Below are 18,250 nucleotides of genomic sequence, written 5' to 3' on the forward strand. Positions count from 1 at the left end.
ATTTCCCTTATTTATGATTTATTCTGTAAGTTTTTCAACATGTCTTCCGTCATTTTCGACAAGTCAAACTCCGGCTTCCATCCCCAGTCCTTCTGAGCAAAACTATCATCGATAGAACGTGGCCAGCTGTTTGCAATCGCCTGACGTGGATCATTATCCTTGTAAGTTAAGGTAAAATCCGGAATATGTTTCCTGATTTCTGCTGCCAAAACCTCCGGAGTAAAGCTCACCCCGCCAAAATTATAACTCGAACGGATAGAAATTTTATCTGACGGCGCATCCATTAACTGAATGGTTCCACGGATCGCATCGTCCATATACATCATTGGCAATTCCGTTTCTGCATTTAAGAAAGAAGCATAACTTCCTTTAGTTAACGCATCATGGAAAATATGAATGGCGTAATCTGTTGTTCCTCCACCCGGAGCAGCTTTCCAGCTGATCAATCCCGGATAACGGATGCTGCGCACATCCAAACCAAATTTCTGGTTATAATATTCGCACCAGCGCTCGCCGGCAAGTTTACTGATACCATATACGGTATTAGGGTCCATCACACAATATTGAGGCGTAGCATCTTTAGGTGAATTCGGTCCGAATACAGCGATAGAACTTGGCCAGTATACTTTAGCCGTTTTGTAAGTGATGGCAAGGTCTAAAATATTAAGCAAACCATTCATGTTCAGATCCCAGGCCAGTTTAGGATTCTGTTCTCCTGTGGCCGACAACAATGCCGCAAGTAAATAAACCTGTGTAGGTTTATATTTCTGAAAAATGTTGTTCAGAATGTCTTTTTCAAGCACATTCACAAACTCAAATGGTCCTGAGTTCTTGATGTCATAATCAGGTCTGCGAATGTCACAGGCAACCACATTATTTTCACCGTAGCTCTTACGTAAGGCGGTTACGAGTTCAGTCCCGATCTGACCGTTAGAGCCCAATACTAATATTTTCTCAATCATGAATTATTTGGATTTTGACAAAGTTAAAAAAACGTAACAAACCTATATAAAATGTTTATGATTTATAAGAACCTATCTGCTTTTTATCTGCGTATAAAGTAAATACACTCCTGCACAATTATTCAGAACCTCCTCTTCAAGCCCTGAAAGAATAACAGGAAAAATTGATTAAGTAACAAAAACATTATATATTTATAAATACTGTGTATTTATGACACTAACCGTTAATTTTTGCTTATTATTACAAAACAAAACACACTTTAACCACATATAAACACCTAAACCGCCTAATATGGACAGAAGAGAAGCAGTGAAGAGTGTTGCCTTTTTAATGGGGGCCGCATTATCTGCAACTACGATCGGAGTATTTTTAGAGAGTTGCAATTCACCATCCACATCAACTGCCGGTAGTTTATTTTCCGCAGATCAGGAAAAACTAATTACCGAAGTAGCAGACATCATTATCCCCACCACAAGTACACCAGGGGCTAAAGAAGCTGGAGTAGGACCATTCATCGCCATGATGGTCAAAGATTGCTACCCTTCAGATGCTCAAAAAGCATTCACCAAGGGTCTGGAAGATCTTGAAAAACAATCCAAAGACACCTTTAAAAAATCATTCCTTGAAATTTCTGTAGCACAGCGTCAGGAGCTTTTAAACAAAGTTCGCGAAGCGACCATTGCAGCAAATAAAGTGGAAAAAGATGCTTTAGAAAAACAAAAAGAAAACGTTATTGAGAAAAAGTCTGAAAAAGAAGCTCCAGGAAATGCAATGACCCCTAAGGACAAGCCAAAAACAACTCCTCAGTTCTTTGCAATCATCAGGGATTTAACCTTACTGGGTTATTTCACTTCAGAGATCGGTGCTACCAAGGCCCTGGCCTATGTAGAAATCCCTGGCCGTTACGACGGTTGTGTGGACTTAAAACCGGGTCAAAAAGTTTGGGCATAAATCTTTTATAAATTTAGACAATGAGCAATTTAAATACAAAGGCAACGGCGCAGAATACTTATGATGCGATTGTTGTAGGATCAGGAATCAGTGGCGGCTGGGCTGCAAAAGAATTGACAGAAAAAGGGTTAAAAGTTTTACTTCTGGAAAGAGGAAGAAACGTTGAACACATAAAAGACTATACCACGGCAATGAAAAAGCCATGGGAATTTGAACACCGCGGAAAGTTAACAGAAGCACAAAAAGAGTCGCATCCGGTTCAGATCAGAGATTATCCTTATCAGGAATACAATGAAAGCTTTTGGGTAAATGACCACGACTGTCCTTATACAGAGGTGAAGCGTTTTGACTGGTACCGTGGTTTCCATGTAGGTGGAAAATCACTGATGTGGGGCCGTCAGAGTTACCGCTTAAGTGACCTGAATTTCGAAGACAATGCAAAAGACGGGCACGGTACTGACTGGCCGATCAGATATAAAGACATTGCCCCATGGTATGATTATGTAGAGAAATTTGCAGGAATCAGCGGACAGGCAGAAAACTATCCTCACTTCCCTGACGGGCAGTTCCTTCCTCCAATGGAAATGAACTGTGTGGAAAAAGATGTGAAGAAAAGAATTGAAGACAAATGGAAAAAATCCAGGATCATGACCATTGGCCGTACCGCCAATTTAACAGTGGAACATGGCGGAAGAGGTAAATGCCAATACCGTAACCTGTGCAGCAGAGGATGTCCTTTCGGGGCCTATTTCAGTACCCAGTCTTCCACCCTGCCCGCAGCAGTGGCGACAGGCAATTTAACCCTTCGTCCTTTCTCCCTGGTAAATACCATCATCTACGATAAAGAAACACAAAAAGCAAAAGGAGTAGTCGTAATTGATTCTGAAACTAAGGAGACGATCGAGTACTATGCAAAAATTGTATTCGTTAACGGATCAACTTTAGGCTCTACTTTCTTATTGTTAAACTCTACTTCAGACATTTTCCCTAACGGATTAGGTAATGGAAGCGGTGAATTGGGACATAACCTGATGGACCACCATTTCCGTTGCGGGGCTTCAGGAAGAGCAGAGGGCTTTGATGATAAATACACCTTCGGAAGAAGAGCAAACGGAATTTACATTCCGAGATACAGAAATATTGGCAATGACAAACGTGATTATGTAAGGGGCTTTGGATACCAGGGCGGTGCAGGTCGCGGAAACTGGCATGCTGATGTTGCTGAACTTGCTTTTGGTGGTGATTTCAAAGACCAGATGACTGTTCCAGGTTCATGGAACATGGGATTAGGTGGTTTTGGAGAATCTCTTCCATACCATGAAAACCGCGTGTACATCGATAAAAGCAAAAAAGACAAATGGGGACAACCTGTTTTGGCCATTGATTGTGAATTCAAAGACAACGAGCAAAAAATGCGCGTAGACATGATGAACGATGCGGCTGAAATGCTGGAAGCTGCAGGCATCAAGGATGTAAAAACCTATGATAATGGCTCTACTCCGGGAATGGCCATCCATGAAATGGGTACTGCCCGTATGGGACTTGACCCTAAAACTTCTGTTTTAAACAAATGGAATCAGATGCATGAAGTGAAAAATGTGTTTGTAACGGATGGTTCATGTATGCCTTCTGCAGCTTGTCAGAATCCATCATTAACCTATATGGCACTGACCGCAAGGGCATGTGATTTTGCAGTTAATGAACTTAAAAAAGGAAACCTTTAAAATTAAACCTGCATGCTTGTAAAACTGGCATGCAGGTTTTATATTTAAGCCCTGCTAAGTCGGTTTAGATATCATTAAAAACAACAAATAATAAATTATTCTGATGAACAACAGAAAGATGAGAATGGGCATGATCGGTGGAGGTAAAGACGCATTTATCGGCGCCGTTCACCGCATTGCAGCAAATATAGATGGTCAGGTTGAGTTTTGCTGCGGAGCTTTAAGCGTAAACCCTGAAGTAGGCAGACAATCCGGAAAAGAATTATTCCTTGATGACGATCGGATCTATGAGAATTATCAGGAGATGATTGAAAAGGAAAGTCAGCTGCCCGCAGATAAACGCATAGATTTTGTGACGATTGTGACCCCTAATTTCGCTCACTTTGCTCCCGCAATGATGGCACTTGACCACGGCTTTAATGTCGTTATTGAGAAACCCATTGCCTTATCCCTGGAAGAAGCAAAACAATTACAACAAAAAGTTAAAGAAACAGGACTTGTCCTTTGTCTTACCCATACCTATTCCGGTTACCCGATGGTGAAACAAGCCAGAGAAATGGTGAAGGAAGGAAAGTTTGGTGCCATTAGAAAAATAATGGTGGAATATCCTCAGGGATGGCTGAGTACGCTGACTGAAAAAGAAGGCAACTCCGGTGCTGCATGGCGCACAGACCCAAAGAAAAGCGGGAAGAGCGGCTGTATGGGCGATATCGGTACACATGCTGCTCAACTGGCAGAATACATCTCTGGCCTGAAAATTACCAAGCTTTGTGCAGATTTAAATATCGTAGTCCCAGGTCGTGGTTTAGACGACGACGGGAACGTATTGTTAAAATTTGACAATGGCGCAAACGGTGTCCTGATTGCTTCTCAGATTGCTGCAGGAGAAGAAAATGCACTGAAAATAAAAATCTATGGGGAAAAAGGCGGCCTGGAATGGCACCAGATGGAACCCAATACCTTAATCGTAAAATGGTTGGATCAGCCTGCACAAATCTACCGTGCCGGACAACCTTACCTTTCTGATATCGCCAAACACAATACCCGTGTTCCGGGCGGACATCCGGAAGGCTACCTGGAAGCTTTTGCAAATATTTACAGAAACTTCGCGTTAACAATAGGAGCAATCAGCAAAGGAGAAGAACCAACAGCAGCAATGCTCGACTTCCCTAAAGTAGAAGATGGCGTAAGAGGAATGGCATTTATTGAAAATGTAGTCGCTTCTTCAGCCTCTGATCAAAAGTGGTTTGATTTTAACATATAAACATCATGACAACAATTAAAGGACCCGGAGTATTTCTTGCCCAGTTTATTGGAGATGACGCCCCTTTCAATTCCCTGGATGCCATTTGTGAATGGGCAGCTGGATTAGGCTTTAAAGGGATTCAGATGCCTACGCTTGACTCCCGTTTTATCGACCTTCAAAAGGCTGCAGAGAGCAAAACCTATGCAGATGAATTAAAAGGTAAAGTACAGGCGCATGGATTGGAGATTACAGAGCTTTCCACTCACCTTCAGGGACAACTAGTCGCAGTGAACCCTGCTTATGACCTTGCTTTTGATGCCTTTGCACCAGATCAATATAAGAATAACCCTGCTGAACGCACCAAATGGGCGGTTCAGCAATTAAAATACGCAGCGAAAGCATCACAAAACCTGGGATTAAATGCCCATGCTACTTTTAGCGGTTCCCTGCTTTGGCACATGTTCCACCCATGGCCACAACGCCCTGAAGGTCTGGTAGATGCTGCATTTACAGAGCTAGCCAAAAGATGGACCCCTATTCTGAATGAATTTGACAATTGCGGTGTGGATGTATGTTACGAAATTCACCCTGGTGAAGACCTTTTCGATGGCATCACTTATGAGATGTTCCTGGAAAAAGTAAACAACCATCCCCGCGCATGCCTGTTATACGATCCTTCTCACTTTGTATTACAACAACTGGATTATATCCAGTACATTGATTTCTATCACGAGCGCATCAAAGCTTTCCATGTAAAAGATTCTGAGTTTAACCCTACCGGAAAACAAGGTACTTTTGGTGGATACCAAAGCTGGGCAAACCGTGCCGGAAGGTACCGTTCACCGGGTGATGGTCAGGTAGATTTCAAAACTATTTTCAGTAAACTGGCACAGTACGATTATCAGGGCTGGGCCGTAATGGAATGGGAATGCCCGATCAAAGATGCACAGGTTGGTGCAAAAGAAGGCGCTGAGCTGATCAGCAAACACATCATTAAAGTAACCGAAAGGGCATTTGATGATTTTGCTGCTTCCGGTGGAGACGACAATTTCAACAATAAAATTTTAGGTCTATAAATTAATACAACACAAAATGAAACACACACTTTTTATCCTAGCCTGCTTTATTCTTGCTTTAGCTTCTTGCGGAAGCCCGGAATCAAACGGAACAAACACCGCCTCAACTACAGAAACTACACCTGCAACCAGCAGCGCTTCTACAGAAAAACACCCTGGAGAAAGACTGATTGCTACAGCAGATTGTATTGGCTGTCACAATAAAGTAACCAAAGTAATTGGCCCGACTTACGAAGAGATTGCGGCTAAATACAGCCTGAATGACGAAACCATCGAATTATTGGCAGGAAAGATCATTTCTGGTGGTAAAGGTGTTTGGGGAGAAGTTCCAATGACTCCGCATGCCAGCCTTTCTAAAGACGATGCCAAAGAAATGGTAAGGTACATCCTATCATTGAAAAAGTAATACTGAACCACAGAACCAACCCATAAACCACAGAACCAACCTATAAACCATGGAAGAAACCAATAAGAACCAGGACGCTACGTCTAGACGGAGTTTCCTTAAGACTGCTGCAGTTGCAGCTACTGCATTTATGATTGTTCCCCGTCATGTTTTAGGCGGAAGAGGATTTACTGCCCCGAGCGACCGCCTGATTATTGCAGGGATAGGTGCCGGAGGTAAAGGACAATCGGACATTGCTAGTTTTTACAAAAGTGGCAAAGCCGAAATCGGCTTCCTTTGTGATGTACATGACTCCAGGGCTGCTGCCAGTGTAAAGGCCTTCCCGAAAGCAAAATACTACAGGGATTACCGTGAATTGTTCGACAAAGAATCCAAGAACTTCGATGCAGTTTCGGTTTCTACCCCGGATCATAGCCATGCCATACAGGCTTTAGCTGCCATGCAGTTAGGGAAACATGTATATGTTCAAAAACCATTAACTCATGATATTTACGAAGCGCGTGCCTTAACTGCAGCAGCTTCAAAATATAAAGTAGTGACGCAAATGGGAAACCAGGGTGCATCTAACGATGGACCAAGGCAGATGAAAGAATGGTATGATGCAGGTTTAATTGGTGATGTTCATACGGTATATGCCTGGACAGACAGACCGGTATGGCCTCAGGGCATTCCATGGTCAGCAAATAAAGCGCAGGTACCAAGTGATCTGGACTGGAATTTATGGTTGGGTACTGCCCCTTACAAAGATTATGTGGAGAAATTAGTTCCATTTAACTGGAGAGGCTGGTGGGATTATGGTACAGGAGCACTGGGCGATATGGGATGTCACTTGTTAGAGGCCCCATTCAGCATGCTAAATCTGAAATATGCTTCGGAAGTTCAGGCGAGCGTAGGTTCTGTATATGTAGATGAGTTTAAAAGGGGTTATTTCCCTGACAGCTGTCCGCCGTCAAGCCACGTAACCTTGAAATTCCCGAAAACAAATAAAACCAAAGGTGATGTTACCGTTCACTGGATGGACGGTGGTATTCAGCCGGAAAGACCGGAAGAACTGGAAGCAAACGAGGTGTTTGGTGATGGTGGAAACGGAACTTTATTTATCGGTACAAAAGGTAAAATGATGGCCAGCACGTATAGTGCAGATCCACGCTTGTTGCCATTGAGCAAGAACAAGGACATCAGGGTTCCTGAAAGCCTTGCACGTGTTAAAGGCGGAGCAGACGGTCACTATGCACAATGGGTGGAAGCTTGTATTGCCGGATATGGTAAAAAAGAACTCAGCTCACCATTTGACATCGCTGGTCCTTTAACAGAAGCGTTATTAATGGCCAACCTGGCGATCAGAGCTACAGACATCCAATTGAAAAACGATAAAGGCAGAGCCAGTTACCCTGGAAGAAACATCAAGTTACTTTGGGACAATGACAAAATGAGGGTCACCAATTTTGATGCAGTAAACCAATACGTACAACGCGAATACCGTAAAGGATGGTAATCCTTTTTCAGCTAAAAAGATAAAATGATGGACCCCGTATCAAAGGGTCCATCTGACAATTAAACCCTAAAAATAAACAGATGAAACAATATATTTTCTCAGCCATGCTTTTCACTGCAGTCATAGGCTCAGCAAATGCACAATCCGGTAAAAAAGGCTTTACCAAACTGTTTGATGGTAAATCAACTGCCGGATGGCATACTTATGGCCAGACTACAGCAGGTAGCAAATGGCAGGTAGAAGATGGCACGCTTCATTTTGTTCCTAAATCAGGAAGAGAAGGTGGCGGAGATCTGGTAACCGATAAGGAATACAGTAATTTCCACCTTAAAATCGACTGGAAAGTAGCTCCAAAAGCGAATAGCGGAATTATTTTCTACATCAATGAAGACAAGGATAAATATTCCAATACTTACAGTACTGGTTTAGAGATGCAGGTATTGGACAATGATGGTCATCCGGACGGAAAGATCACCAAACACCGTGCTGGAGACCTTTATGACCTGATTAAAAGCAGCTCAGAGCCGGTAAAGCCTGTCGGAGAATGGAACACAGCGGAGATCATCAGCAAAAACGGCAAACTGGAACTGAAACTAAATGGCGTCAAAATCGTGAGTACCACCCTGTGGGACGATCAGTTTAAAGCCCTGGTTGCAGGAAGTAAATTTAAAGGATGGGATGGTTTTGCTACCTTCAAATCCGGAAAGATTGCCCTTCAGGATCATGGTAATGAGGTATGGTACCGCAACATCATGATTAAAGAACTATAATTGATAAACAAAACGAGATATAACTAACCAAAAATGAACCTAAACAATCGCATCAAATTGTCAGCCATGATGTTCCTGGAATTTTTTATCTGGGGAGCATGGTTTGTTACACTGGGTACCTTCCTGGGGAATAACCTCAGTGCTACGGGAGGCCAGAGTGCATCAGTGTTCTCTACCCAGTCATGGGGAGCGATCATTGCCCCTTTTATCATTGGACTGATTGCTGACCGCTATTTTAATGCGGAGAAAATTCTGGGTGTCCTGCACCTGGTAGGTGCTGTGCTGATGTATCAGATGTATAATGCCACAGACATCAACGTATTTTACCCCTATGTTTTGGGCTATATGATTCTGTTTATGCCTACCCTGGCACTGGTCAACTCGGTTTCTTTCAATCAGATGAAAGATCCGGAAAAAGAATTCTCTACCATCAGGGTATGGGGAACAATCGGATGGATTGCAGCAGGTTTATTGATCAGTTTCTATTTCCACTGGGATACCGCCGAAGCTGCGAAAGCCGGAATGTTGAAAAACACGTTTCTAATGGCTGGTATTGCTTCACTAACATTAGGTTTATTTAGCTTCACTTTACCAAAAACACCTCCAAAAGTATCCTCAGGAGAAAAGGTAAAAGTATCAGAGATTTTAGGCCTTGACGCCTTAAAGCTGTTAAAGGATAAGAACTTTGCAATCTTCTTTATCTCTTCAATCCTGATCTGTATCCCATTGGCTTTCTATTATCAGAATGCACACCCTTTCCTTTCCAATGTCGGTCTGGAAAACCCTACAGGGAAAATGACCATCGGACAGATTTCCGAAGTGCTCTTCCTGTTACTTTTACCGGTATTCTTTACCAAATTTGGCTTTAAGAAAACCATTTTAGTGGGAATGCTGGCCTGGGGAGTTCGTTATGCGCTGTTTGCTTATGGAAATGCAAGTGACCTGAGCTTCATGCTGATTCTCGGAATTGCCCTTCATGGTATTTGTTATGACTTCTTCTTTGTATCGGGACAGATCTATACCAATTCTGCTGCCGGAGATAAATACAAAAGCTCTGCACAAGGTCTAATTACGCTGGCCACCTACGGTGTAGGAATGCTGGTTGGTTTCGAGGTTGCAGGATGGATTACCGACACCTACAAACTTGCCGACGGTTCGTTCGACTGGAAAATGGTATGGATCATTCCTTCAGGAATCGCATTCGTTGTCTTTTTATTGTTTGCACTTTTCTTTACGGATAAAAAGAAAGTGGAAGCCCAATTGAATCACTAATGAGCGAAGAACTGAGCAGGAGAACTGCATTGAAAAGCATTGTTGCCGGAACTGCCGCATTAGGCGTATCGGCAGCTTTACCTGCTTTTGCATTGGAACCTTATAAATCTACGGCCTTGAAAGGAAATGTAAACCACTCTGTTTGCCGCTGGTGTTTTGGTGGCATGGAATTAGAGGCTTTATGTATTGAAGCAAAGAAAATAGGATTGAAAGCAATCGACCTGGTTGGTCCTGCAGACTGGCATATCCTGAAGAAACATGGTTTGTATTCTTCGATGTGTAACGGTGCTGAGATCAATCTTGTAGATGGCTGGAATGATCCGAAGTTCCACGCTACCCTGATTAAGAACTATTCGGAAATGATCCCTAAAGTAGCCGCAGCTGGATATACACAGCTGATCTGCTTCAGTGGAAACCGACGTGGTAAAGATGATGAAACAGGATGGAACAATTGCGTTGAAGGATTAAAACAAGTGATCGGCATCGCCGAAAAACACAATGTAGTATTGGTGATGGAGTTATTAAACAGTAAAGTTGACCATAAAGACTATCAGTGTGATACCACTGCATGGGGTGCTGAACTGGCCAAGAGACTGGGCTCAGAAAACTTTAAACTGTTGTACGATATTTACCACATGCAGATTGACGAGGGAAATGTGATTGCCAATATCAATAAATATCACCAGTACATTTCTCATTACCATACCGCCGGAGTACCCGGAAGAAACGAAATAGACGATACTCAGGAGTTGTTTTATCCGGCAATCATTAAAGCCATCCTTGCGACTGGTTTTAAAGGTTACCTTGCACAGGAATTTATTCCCAGGTACAAGGATAAACTCAAATCACTGAGAGATGCCGTAAATATTTGTGACGTATAAATTAAAAGCTATGAATTCAAGAAGAACATTTATAAAAAATGTAGGGATTGCCGCGGCAGGAGCCATTATACTCCCTTCATTTGCTTTTGCAGCAGCAAAAGGGAAACGCGTTGGTCTTCAATTGTACACTTTACGTGATGTGATTGGGAAAGATGTGACAGGAGTAATCGAGAAAGTGGCCAAAGCCGGCTATAAAGAAGTAGAAACCTATGGTTATTCTGCTAAAGGCGGTTATTGGGGATTGGACCCAAAGGCATTCAAAAGTCTCCTTGATGCAAACGGACTAAAAGCCCCAAGCGGACATTTTGGTTTGGATGCTTTCATCAAAGATGGCAATCAGGACGACTTAAAAATCAATATCGAAGGTGCAAAAGGAATCGGCATGAATTACCTGACCGTACCATGGTTAGGAGAAGATTTAAGGTCCAGCCTTGATGATTATAAAAAAGTAGCAGCCCGCTTAAACGAAGCTGCCCTGATATGTAAACAATCAGGCTTAACGCTTGCTTACCATAATCATGATTTTGAATTCAAGAAATATGATGGTGGTACCGGATATGAGGTGATGCTTCAGGAAACGGACAAAGACAACGTGAAATTTGAAATGGACTTATATTGGGTAGTCAGATCAGGAAACGATCCTCTTGCTTTATTTAACAAATATCCGGGACGTTTCCCAATGTGGCATGTAAAGGATATGGATAAAGCGAAACCTTCGATCAATACAGAAGTGGGTAGCGGAAGCATCAACTTCAAGTCTATTTTTAAGCATGCCAAGCAGGCAGGGCTGAAACATGCGATCGTAGAGCAGGAAAACTTCTCCATGGATCCGTTTGTGAGCATTAAGAAAAGCTTCGACCATGTAAATCGCGATTTGATTTAAGAATAAAGATCTTAAAATATCAAGGGAAGTGGTTTACAAAACTACTTCCCTTTTTTATGTTCAGAAATTCGCATCTGAGGCGCGATTTCACATAAAAGGGTAAAGATCACCTGTTAAAAACAAATCAAAATGTAAGTTTTAGGTTCTTTAAAAGCAAAAAGCGTAAAAAAATCACCATATTTGAAAAATCTGAGAAATACTCAGACCATTGAGAATAAAGAACTTATTATAAAAACTGAATACTATATAAATTAATAAAAACCGATTAAAAAAACCATTTAAAAAATGAAAATTGCAGTTGTAGGCGCCACCGGTCTGGTAGGTACCGTAATGTTAAAAGTGTTAGAAGAGCGTAACTTCCCGTTAACCGAGTTAATTCCGGTTGCATCCGAAAAAAGTGTTGGTAAGGAAATCACTTTTAAGGGTAAGAAGTATGCAATTGTAAACATGGATACTGCAATTTCAATGAGACCCGATATTGCATTATTCTCTGCAGGTGGAAGCACCTCTTTAGAACATGCACCACGTTTCGCTGAGGCAGGTACCACCGTAATTGACAATTCATCTGCATGGCGCATGGACCCTTCTAAAAAGCTGGTTGTACCAGAAGTGAATGCCCATGAGCTTTCTATTGATGATAAGATCATTGCAAACCCAAACTGTTCGACCATCCAAATGGTAGTGGCTTTAAAACCATTACATGATAAATATAAGATCAAGCGTGTTGTCGTTTCTACTTACCAGTCTGTAACCGGAACCGGTGTAAAGGCAGTAGAACAAATGATGAATGAGCGTAAAGGTATTCTTGATGGCCCTATGGCTTATGCTTACCCGATCGACTTAAACGTAATTCCTCAGATCGATGTTTTCGTAGATAACGGATACACAAAAGAGGAAATGAAAATGATCAATGAAACCCGTAAGATTATGGGTGATGACAGCATCCGTTTAACGGCTACAACAGTACGTATCCCGGTAATGGGCGGTCACTCTGAATCTGTAAACATTGAGTTTGAAAACGATTTTGACCTTGCAGAAGTAAGAGAATTATTGGAGAAAACAGATGGAATCATTGTAGTAGATGACATTGCCAACCTGAAATACCCGATGCCTAAAGATGCTCATGAAAAAGATGAGGTATTTGTTGGAAGGATCAGACGCGATGAATCTATGCCGAATTCACTGAACATGTGGATCGTTGCCGATAACCTGCGTAAAGGTGCAGCAACGAATGCGGTTCAGATTGCTGAATTCTTAGTTAAAAAAGGATTGATTTAATCTTTAAATAAAAATCACAAAGTGATGTATGGAAAGCTGAACAAGGCAATCTGTACATCACTTTTTTCGTTATTAACCCATACCAAACAACCCTGTTTTGATGAGTATTGCTAAAAAAATCTCCTGCCTGTTATTCCTGCTGCTGCTCCGGCAGTTTGCCTTTGCACAAGGCCCTGCACAAAAGCTGGAACAAGCCTATAATAACTTAACCGCAGATCCACAGGCAAAATACGGAATCGTTGCCCTGTGTGTACTGGATGCGACAACAGGAAAAACCATATTTGCTAAAAATGAAAACCTCGGACTGGCCACTGCATCAACCCTGAAAACCATTACTTCTGCTACTGCGTTCAGCTTACTCGGCAAAGATTTTCAATACCAGACGACCCTTGCCTATAGCGGTAACATTACCGCAGAAGGCATTTTAAAGGGAGACCTGATCATTATTGGAGGTGGCGACCCAACCCTGGGCTCCTGGCGGTATGAAAGCAGTAAGGAAGCCCATGTGCTGGACCAATGGCTGAAAGCCATACAGGCTGCAGGGATTAAAAAAATTGAAGGCAGAATCATCGGAGATGATAGTTTGTGGGGTAGTCAGAGTACACCAGACGGATGGATCTGGCAAGATATAGGAAATTACTATGGCGCGGGCCCTTCGGCGCTTAGCTGGCGGGAAAATCAGTTTGACATCCACCTCAAAGCCAATAAATCAGCAGAAGAGGAAGTTTCTATGCTGAAAATTGTTCCGGAAATGCCCTACCTTAAATTCGTCAATGAGCTTAAAGCAGGTTCTCCGGGCACAGGCGATAATGTGTATGCCTATCTCCCGCCCTATAGCCATACGGCTTACCTGCGTGGAACCTGGGCATTGGGAATCACTAAATCCGGTGTTTCCGCAGCTTTACCCGATCCTGCATTTGATGCTGCTTTCCGTTTACAGGACACCCTTCAACGCATCGGAATTAATACAGGGTCAGGTGTAACCACAGCAAGACTGCTGACGGTAGACAAACAGGCCTTACCCACTGTCAGCCAGAAACTGATCACCATCTCCTCCCCTTCTTTGAGTGAAATGGTGTATTGGTTCAACAAAAAGAGCGTCAATCTTTATGGAGAACACCTGTTAAGGACCATCGCCTGGAAATCCGGCAAAGCCGCCACTACAAAAAACGGGGCACAGGCTGAAATCAACTTTTGGGTAGGTAAAGGCCTGGACGGGGCTGCAATGAATATTATGGATGGTAGCGGACTTTCTCCTGCAACCAGGGTTACTGCAACGACAATGGCCAGTGTCTTGTTTCAATCCCAGAAAGAGGACTGGTTTCCTGACTTCTATAAATCACTTCCGGAGAACAATGGTATGAAGCTCAAAAGTGGCAGCATCAATGATGTTTCTGCCTATGCGGGATATTACACAGATAAATCAGGCAATAAATACATCATTGTGATCAACATCAATAATTACACGGGCTCAGGCATCAGCAGGAAGTTATTCAAGGTGCTGGATGCGCTTAAATAAGATTATTTGCCTTTTTATTGATAAATTGCGCCTGTTTATAAAATTCGAAATACACTGTTAGCCAGTTCTATGAAAAGATTCTTCCTGTTTTTCTCCTGCTGCCTGATGAGCACTTTTACCTTTGCTCAGGCCATATCAGCTGAATCCGCCAATACCGCCGAAGCAGCTGCGGGAACTAACCTTCCTTCTGAAATTGCCATTATCCCGGAACCTGTATCTGTGGTTAAAAACGAAGGTCATTTTGTTTTACCAGCCAATATCACCATTCAATCACCCGGAAATCCGGAGTTGAAACAGGTCCTTGCATTTTTACAGGAAAGACTTTCTGTTCCTACAGGGAGTTATGTTTCTGTGATCAATCACCATGATGCCGGAACTACAGCGACCATCAGGCTCGTACTTAACGACAAGGTAAATCCGGTTTTGGGAAATGAAGGGTATCAGCTTTCTGTAAGCACCAGCCATATTGTGATCAAAGCAAATAAAGCAGCTGGCCTCTTTTATGGCGCACAGAGCTTAATTCAGCTATTTCCAAAGGAAATAGAAAGCAAAGAACTGGTAGAAGACATCAACTGGAAAAGTCCTTGCGCAGACATCACCGATTATCCCCGCGTAGGCTGGAGAGGTTTAATGTTCGATGTTGCCCGTCATTTCTTTACAAAAGCAGAAGTGAAGCAGTACATCAATGCCATGGTCCGCTATAAATACAATGTTCTTCATTTACACCTTACAGATGATGAAGGCTGGAGAATAGAGATCAAAGGCTTCCCGAAACTTACTGAGGTGGGTGCATGGAGCGTTAAAAAAACTGGCGAATTCGGGAATTTCAGTCCTCCGGGACCGGATGAACCCCGTACTTACGGCGGTTTTTACACACAGGAAGACATCAAAGAACTCGTACAATATGCACAGGAACGTTTCGTCAATATCCTTCCGGAGATTGATGTTCCCGGACATAGCCTTGCCGCTATTTCTTCCTATCCGGAGCTTTCCTGCACTCCCGGAGCCGAGAATTACCGTGTCCGTTCAGGAGAAAGAATTATGGACTGGTCAAGAGGAGCACCTCCAACAGCATTGGTAGACAACACGCTTTGTCCGGCCAACGAAAAAGTATACAGCTTCCTGGATAGCGTAGTTACACAGATTGCAGCACTTTTCCCTTTTGAATATATCCATATGGGTGGAGATGAAGCGCCTTTCAATTTCTGGGAAAAGAGTGATGCCATTAAAGCGCTGATGCAAAAAGAAGGCTTAAAAAATATGCACCAGGTTCAGGGTTATTTTGAAAAACGTGTTCAGGGAATTGTAGAATCGAAAGGCAAAAAATTCATGGGATGGGATGAGATCCTGGACGGGAATATGTCTCCAAGTGCTGCGGTGATGAGCTGGAGAGGGATGAAATATGGCACTGATGCGGCGCTTAAAAAACACGATGTCGTGATGAGCCCGACTACCTATGCGTATTTGGATTATATGCAGGCAGATCCGATTACAGAACCCAGGGTATATGCTTCCCTGAGGTTAAGCAAATCCTACGAGTTTGACCCTATCCCTTTGGGTGTAGATCCTAAATATATCAAAGGCGGACAAGCGAATTTATGGACAGAACAGGTTTATAACATCAGACAGGCTGAATACATGACCTGGCCAAGAGGTATGGCCATCGCCGAATCAGTATGGTCGCCTAGAGAAAAGAAAAACTGGAATAATTTCTTTGGAAAAGTAGAACAACATTTCAAAAGACTGGACATTGCAGAAACTAAATATGCACCTAGTGTATACGATCCGATCTTTAAGGTCAGCAGATCTGCAGACCGTCAATTGCTGATTGAGCTGAGCACAGAAGTAGAAGGACTGGACATCTATTACAGTTTCGACAATTCGTTCCCGGATCGTTTTTATCCTAAGTACACCGAGAAACTTAATCCTCCGAAAGATGCCGGCATGCTAAGGGTGATCACTTATAAAGGAAAACAACCTGTAGGACGGATGTTGAGTATGCCAATAGAAGAGTTGAACAAGAGAGCAAGAAAATAAGACATTGAGGTATTTCGTACATATTGGCTACCATGGCCTTCATTTTAACGGATGGCAAAAACAGCCCGGCATTCTGAATGTTCAGGGGGTGATAGAACAGGCATTAACCCAGATTCTGAAAACACCGGTTGTGATCAATGGCTGTGGCAGAACAGATGCACAGGTACACGCCAGCCAGTTCTTCTTTCATATGGACATTGAACAGTCCTGGGACTTTGATCTTGTTTTCAGGCTAAATAAGCTCCTTCCCGGAAGTATTGCTGTTTTTGACATCATTCCTATGCCGGGGATGCAACATGCCCGCTTCGATGCTGTACAGCGCTGCTACGATTATTTTATCCATACCTATAAAAGTCCCTTCTTAAACGGGCTTAGTGCTTTCTATTTATTGAAAGACCTCCATATCGACCAGATGAAACAGGCGGCAGCCTTATTGCCACAATATAAAGACTATCGTCCCTTTTGTACCAGTCCGGATAAGTATGAACATACGATTTGTAATGTAATGTCAGCAAGCCTTACCGTTGATTCTTCCGGTGACCGCCTGCGCTTCCAGATTTCCTCGAACCGCTTTCTCAGCAAAATGATCCGGATCATCATGGGTCAATTGTTAAAAATCGGAAAAGGAGAACTCAGTGTAGATGAATTTGAAAACTACCTGATTACAAAAGAAACCCCTGCGCTGATTACGCCTGCCCATCCACAGGGATTATACTTGTCGAAAGTAACCTATCCATACCTGAACCTGCCACCAAGAACAGAATTTTCTGCTATTCTGCAGCATCAGGTGGATCAGTTCGGCTAGGTTTAATCTTCGATTTTCCGGCATGAAAAGCCCATTCAACAATATGGCGTATAGATTTTTGAATTTCGGCCCTCCCCTCTTCTGTATTTACGTCCAGCCCACAAATTGTACTTTCATTTTTCTTGGCATGGAGCACGAGATAGTAAATTCCCGAAACAAGTAGTGCGGCAACCCCTCTGAGGCTCACTGCAGAATTCTTAAAATAAGTGTCTGTCATGGCCAAAAGTGAGTTTCCGTATTCTTCACGTACCATGCAAACACTATCCAGCAGATGGGTCCTTTCGGAAATTTCCCACAAAATGATCTTTTGCATCTCCTCTTCATTCCAGAAGAATTCAAACTGTTTCTGAAGAATGGAAACGAAATTATCAATGAGGCTGTTTTTCTTATCCTTCAGGTCTATCTGTTCCAGAATCTTATTGTTAAATGAAAGCCAGTAATCTTTCTCGATCACATAAGTTTCAATCAACCGGTCTACATTATCAAAATAACGATAGATCAGCTTCTTATTTACCTTTGCCTCTTTGGCAATTGCATTTACCCCCAGTCCGGTATAGCCCTTGGTCCTGATGATCGATCCTACCGCATCTATTAATCTACGTTCCGTCAGCAGACGGTTTTTTAATGGTTTTTCAATTACTTTTTCAGCCATAGCTCAGGAAGTATTCTTAAAGGATCTATTCTGTTGTTTAAGAGAGGCGTTAATCAACAGTCAGCTCAAAAGAATTGACATTTATGGAGGAAATTTAGGAATAAAAATTATTTTTTAGCTAAAAAGCAAACTACTATCAGCAGATTATTTTTGAGTAGCAGCGCTCTGCTCTGATCTTCACCACATTAAAATCAGGGGTAAAAGAAACGAACCTCATGGCATTTGATAACAGCTGCCATGAGGAGGGATTATTCAATATAGGGGGGGGATATTGAATCTTGTTGAGCATACG

General features: G+C 42.6%; 16 protein-coding genes. 14 read left to right on the top strand and 2 right to left on the bottom strand.

Annotation, left to right across the window (positions count from 1 at the left end):
• Positions 1-11: 11 nt before the first annotated feature.
• Positions 12-962: an NAD-dependent epimerase/dehydratase family protein gene (locus BUC20_RS30795; RefSeq protein WP_073237818.1), complete on the bottom strand. Its 951-nt coding sequence runs from the start codon at positions 960-962 to the stop codon at positions 12-14.
• Between the two features lie 292 nt (positions 963-1,254).
• Here BUC20_RS30795 and BUC20_RS30800 point away from each other — a divergent pair, with 292 nt between their 5' ends.
• The 14 genes from BUC20_RS30800 to truA all read left to right on the top strand — a co-directional run bounded on the left by BUC20_RS30800 (position 1,255) and on the right by truA (position 17,306).
• A complete protein-coding gene (locus BUC20_RS30800; RefSeq protein WP_073237820.1) occupies positions 1,255-1,914 on the top strand; it encodes a gluconate 2-dehydrogenase subunit 3 family protein in 660 nt (219 codons plus the stop codon).
• A gap of 20 nt (positions 1,915-1,934) precedes the next feature.
• On the top strand, positions 1,935-3,638 hold the full coding sequence (locus BUC20_RS30805; protein ID WP_073237823.1) for a GMC oxidoreductase: 1,704 nt from the start codon (positions 1,935-1,937) through the stop codon (positions 3,636-3,638).
• 103 nt (positions 3,639-3,741) lie between these two features.
• Complete coding sequence (locus BUC20_RS30810) at positions 3,742-4,902, top strand: Gfo/Idh/MocA family protein (RefSeq protein WP_073237826.1); 1,161 nt, start codon at positions 3,742-3,744, stop codon at positions 4,900-4,902.
• Between the two features lie 5 nt (positions 4,903-4,907).
• A complete protein-coding gene (locus BUC20_RS30815; protein ID WP_073237829.1) occupies positions 4,908-5,960 on the top strand; it encodes a sugar phosphate isomerase/epimerase family protein in 1,053 nt (350 codons plus the stop codon).
• 16 nt (positions 5,961-5,976) lie between these two features.
• Positions 5,977-6,366 (top strand): c-type cytochrome, encoded by a 390-nt coding sequence (locus BUC20_RS30820; protein WP_073237832.1) that lies wholly within the window; start codon positions 5,977-5,979, stop codon positions 6,364-6,366.
• A 49-nt stretch (positions 6,367-6,415) separates the two neighbouring features.
• The gene (locus tag BUC20_RS30825; protein WP_073237835.1) at positions 6,416-7,861 is read left to right on the top strand and encodes a Gfo/Idh/MocA family protein; all 1,446 of its coding nucleotides are present in this window, start codon (positions 6,416-6,418) and stop codon (positions 7,859-7,861) included.
• Positions 7,862-7,941: 80 nt separating this feature from the next.
• Positions 7,942-8,631 carry a 3-keto-disaccharide hydrolase gene (locus tag BUC20_RS30830; protein WP_073237837.1) on the top strand — a complete coding sequence of 230 codons (690 nt, stop codon included), beginning with the start codon at positions 7,942-7,944 and terminating at the stop codon, positions 8,629-8,631.
• Between the two features lie 33 nt (positions 8,632-8,664).
• Positions 8,665-9,903 (top strand): nucleoside permease, encoded by a 1,239-nt coding sequence (locus BUC20_RS30835; RefSeq protein ID WP_073237840.1) that lies wholly within the window; start codon positions 8,665-8,667, stop codon positions 9,901-9,903.
• Positions 9,903-10,784, top strand: coding sequence for a hydroxypyruvate isomerase family protein (locus tag BUC20_RS30840; RefSeq protein WP_073237843.1), 882 nt, complete (start codon positions 9,903-9,905; stop codon positions 10,782-10,784). Before BUC20_RS30835 ends, BUC20_RS30840 begins: the two co-directional genes overlap by 1 nt.
• Positions 10,785-10,794: 10 nt before the next feature.
• Entirely contained in the window at positions 10,795-11,667 is an 873-nt protein-coding gene (locus BUC20_RS30845) for a sugar phosphate isomerase/epimerase family protein (RefSeq protein WP_073237846.1), read from the top strand.
• A 285-nt stretch (positions 11,668-11,952) separates the two neighbouring features.
• Complete coding sequence (locus BUC20_RS30850) at positions 11,953-12,945, top strand: aspartate-semialdehyde dehydrogenase (RefSeq protein ID WP_073237849.1); 993 nt, start codon at positions 11,953-11,955, stop codon at positions 12,943-12,945.
• Between the two features lie 100 nt (positions 12,946-13,045).
• Positions 13,046-14,464: a D-alanyl-D-alanine carboxypeptidase/D-alanyl-D-alanine endopeptidase gene (gene dacB / locus BUC20_RS30855; protein ID WP_073237852.1), complete on the top strand. Its 1,419-nt coding sequence runs from the start codon at positions 13,046-13,048 to the stop codon at positions 14,462-14,464.
• A gap of 69 nt (positions 14,465-14,533) precedes the next feature.
• Positions 14,534-16,501, top strand: a complete 1,968-nt coding sequence (locus BUC20_RS30860; protein ID WP_084529444.1) for a beta-N-acetylhexosaminidase — start codon at positions 14,534-14,536, stop codon at positions 16,499-16,501.
• 4 nt (positions 16,502-16,505) lie between these two features.
• On the top strand, positions 16,506-17,306 hold the full coding sequence (gene truA, locus BUC20_RS30865; protein WP_073237855.1) for a tRNA pseudouridine(38-40) synthase TruA: 801 nt from the start codon (positions 16,506-16,508) through the stop codon (positions 17,304-17,306).
• Here the strand turns inward: truA and BUC20_RS30870 are convergent.
• Positions 17,272-17,958: a TetR/AcrR family transcriptional regulator gene (locus BUC20_RS30870; RefSeq protein ID WP_073237858.1), complete on the bottom strand. Its 687-nt coding sequence runs from the start codon at positions 17,956-17,958 to the stop codon at positions 17,272-17,274. The genes truA and BUC20_RS30870 overlap by 35 nt on opposite strands.
• Positions 17,959-18,250: the final 292 nt, after the last annotated feature.

The sequence above is a fragment of the Pedobacter caeni genome (assembly GCF_900129215.1).
Lineage (GTDB): Bacteria > Bacteroidota > Bacteroidia > Sphingobacteriales > Sphingobacteriaceae > Pedobacter > Pedobacter caeni.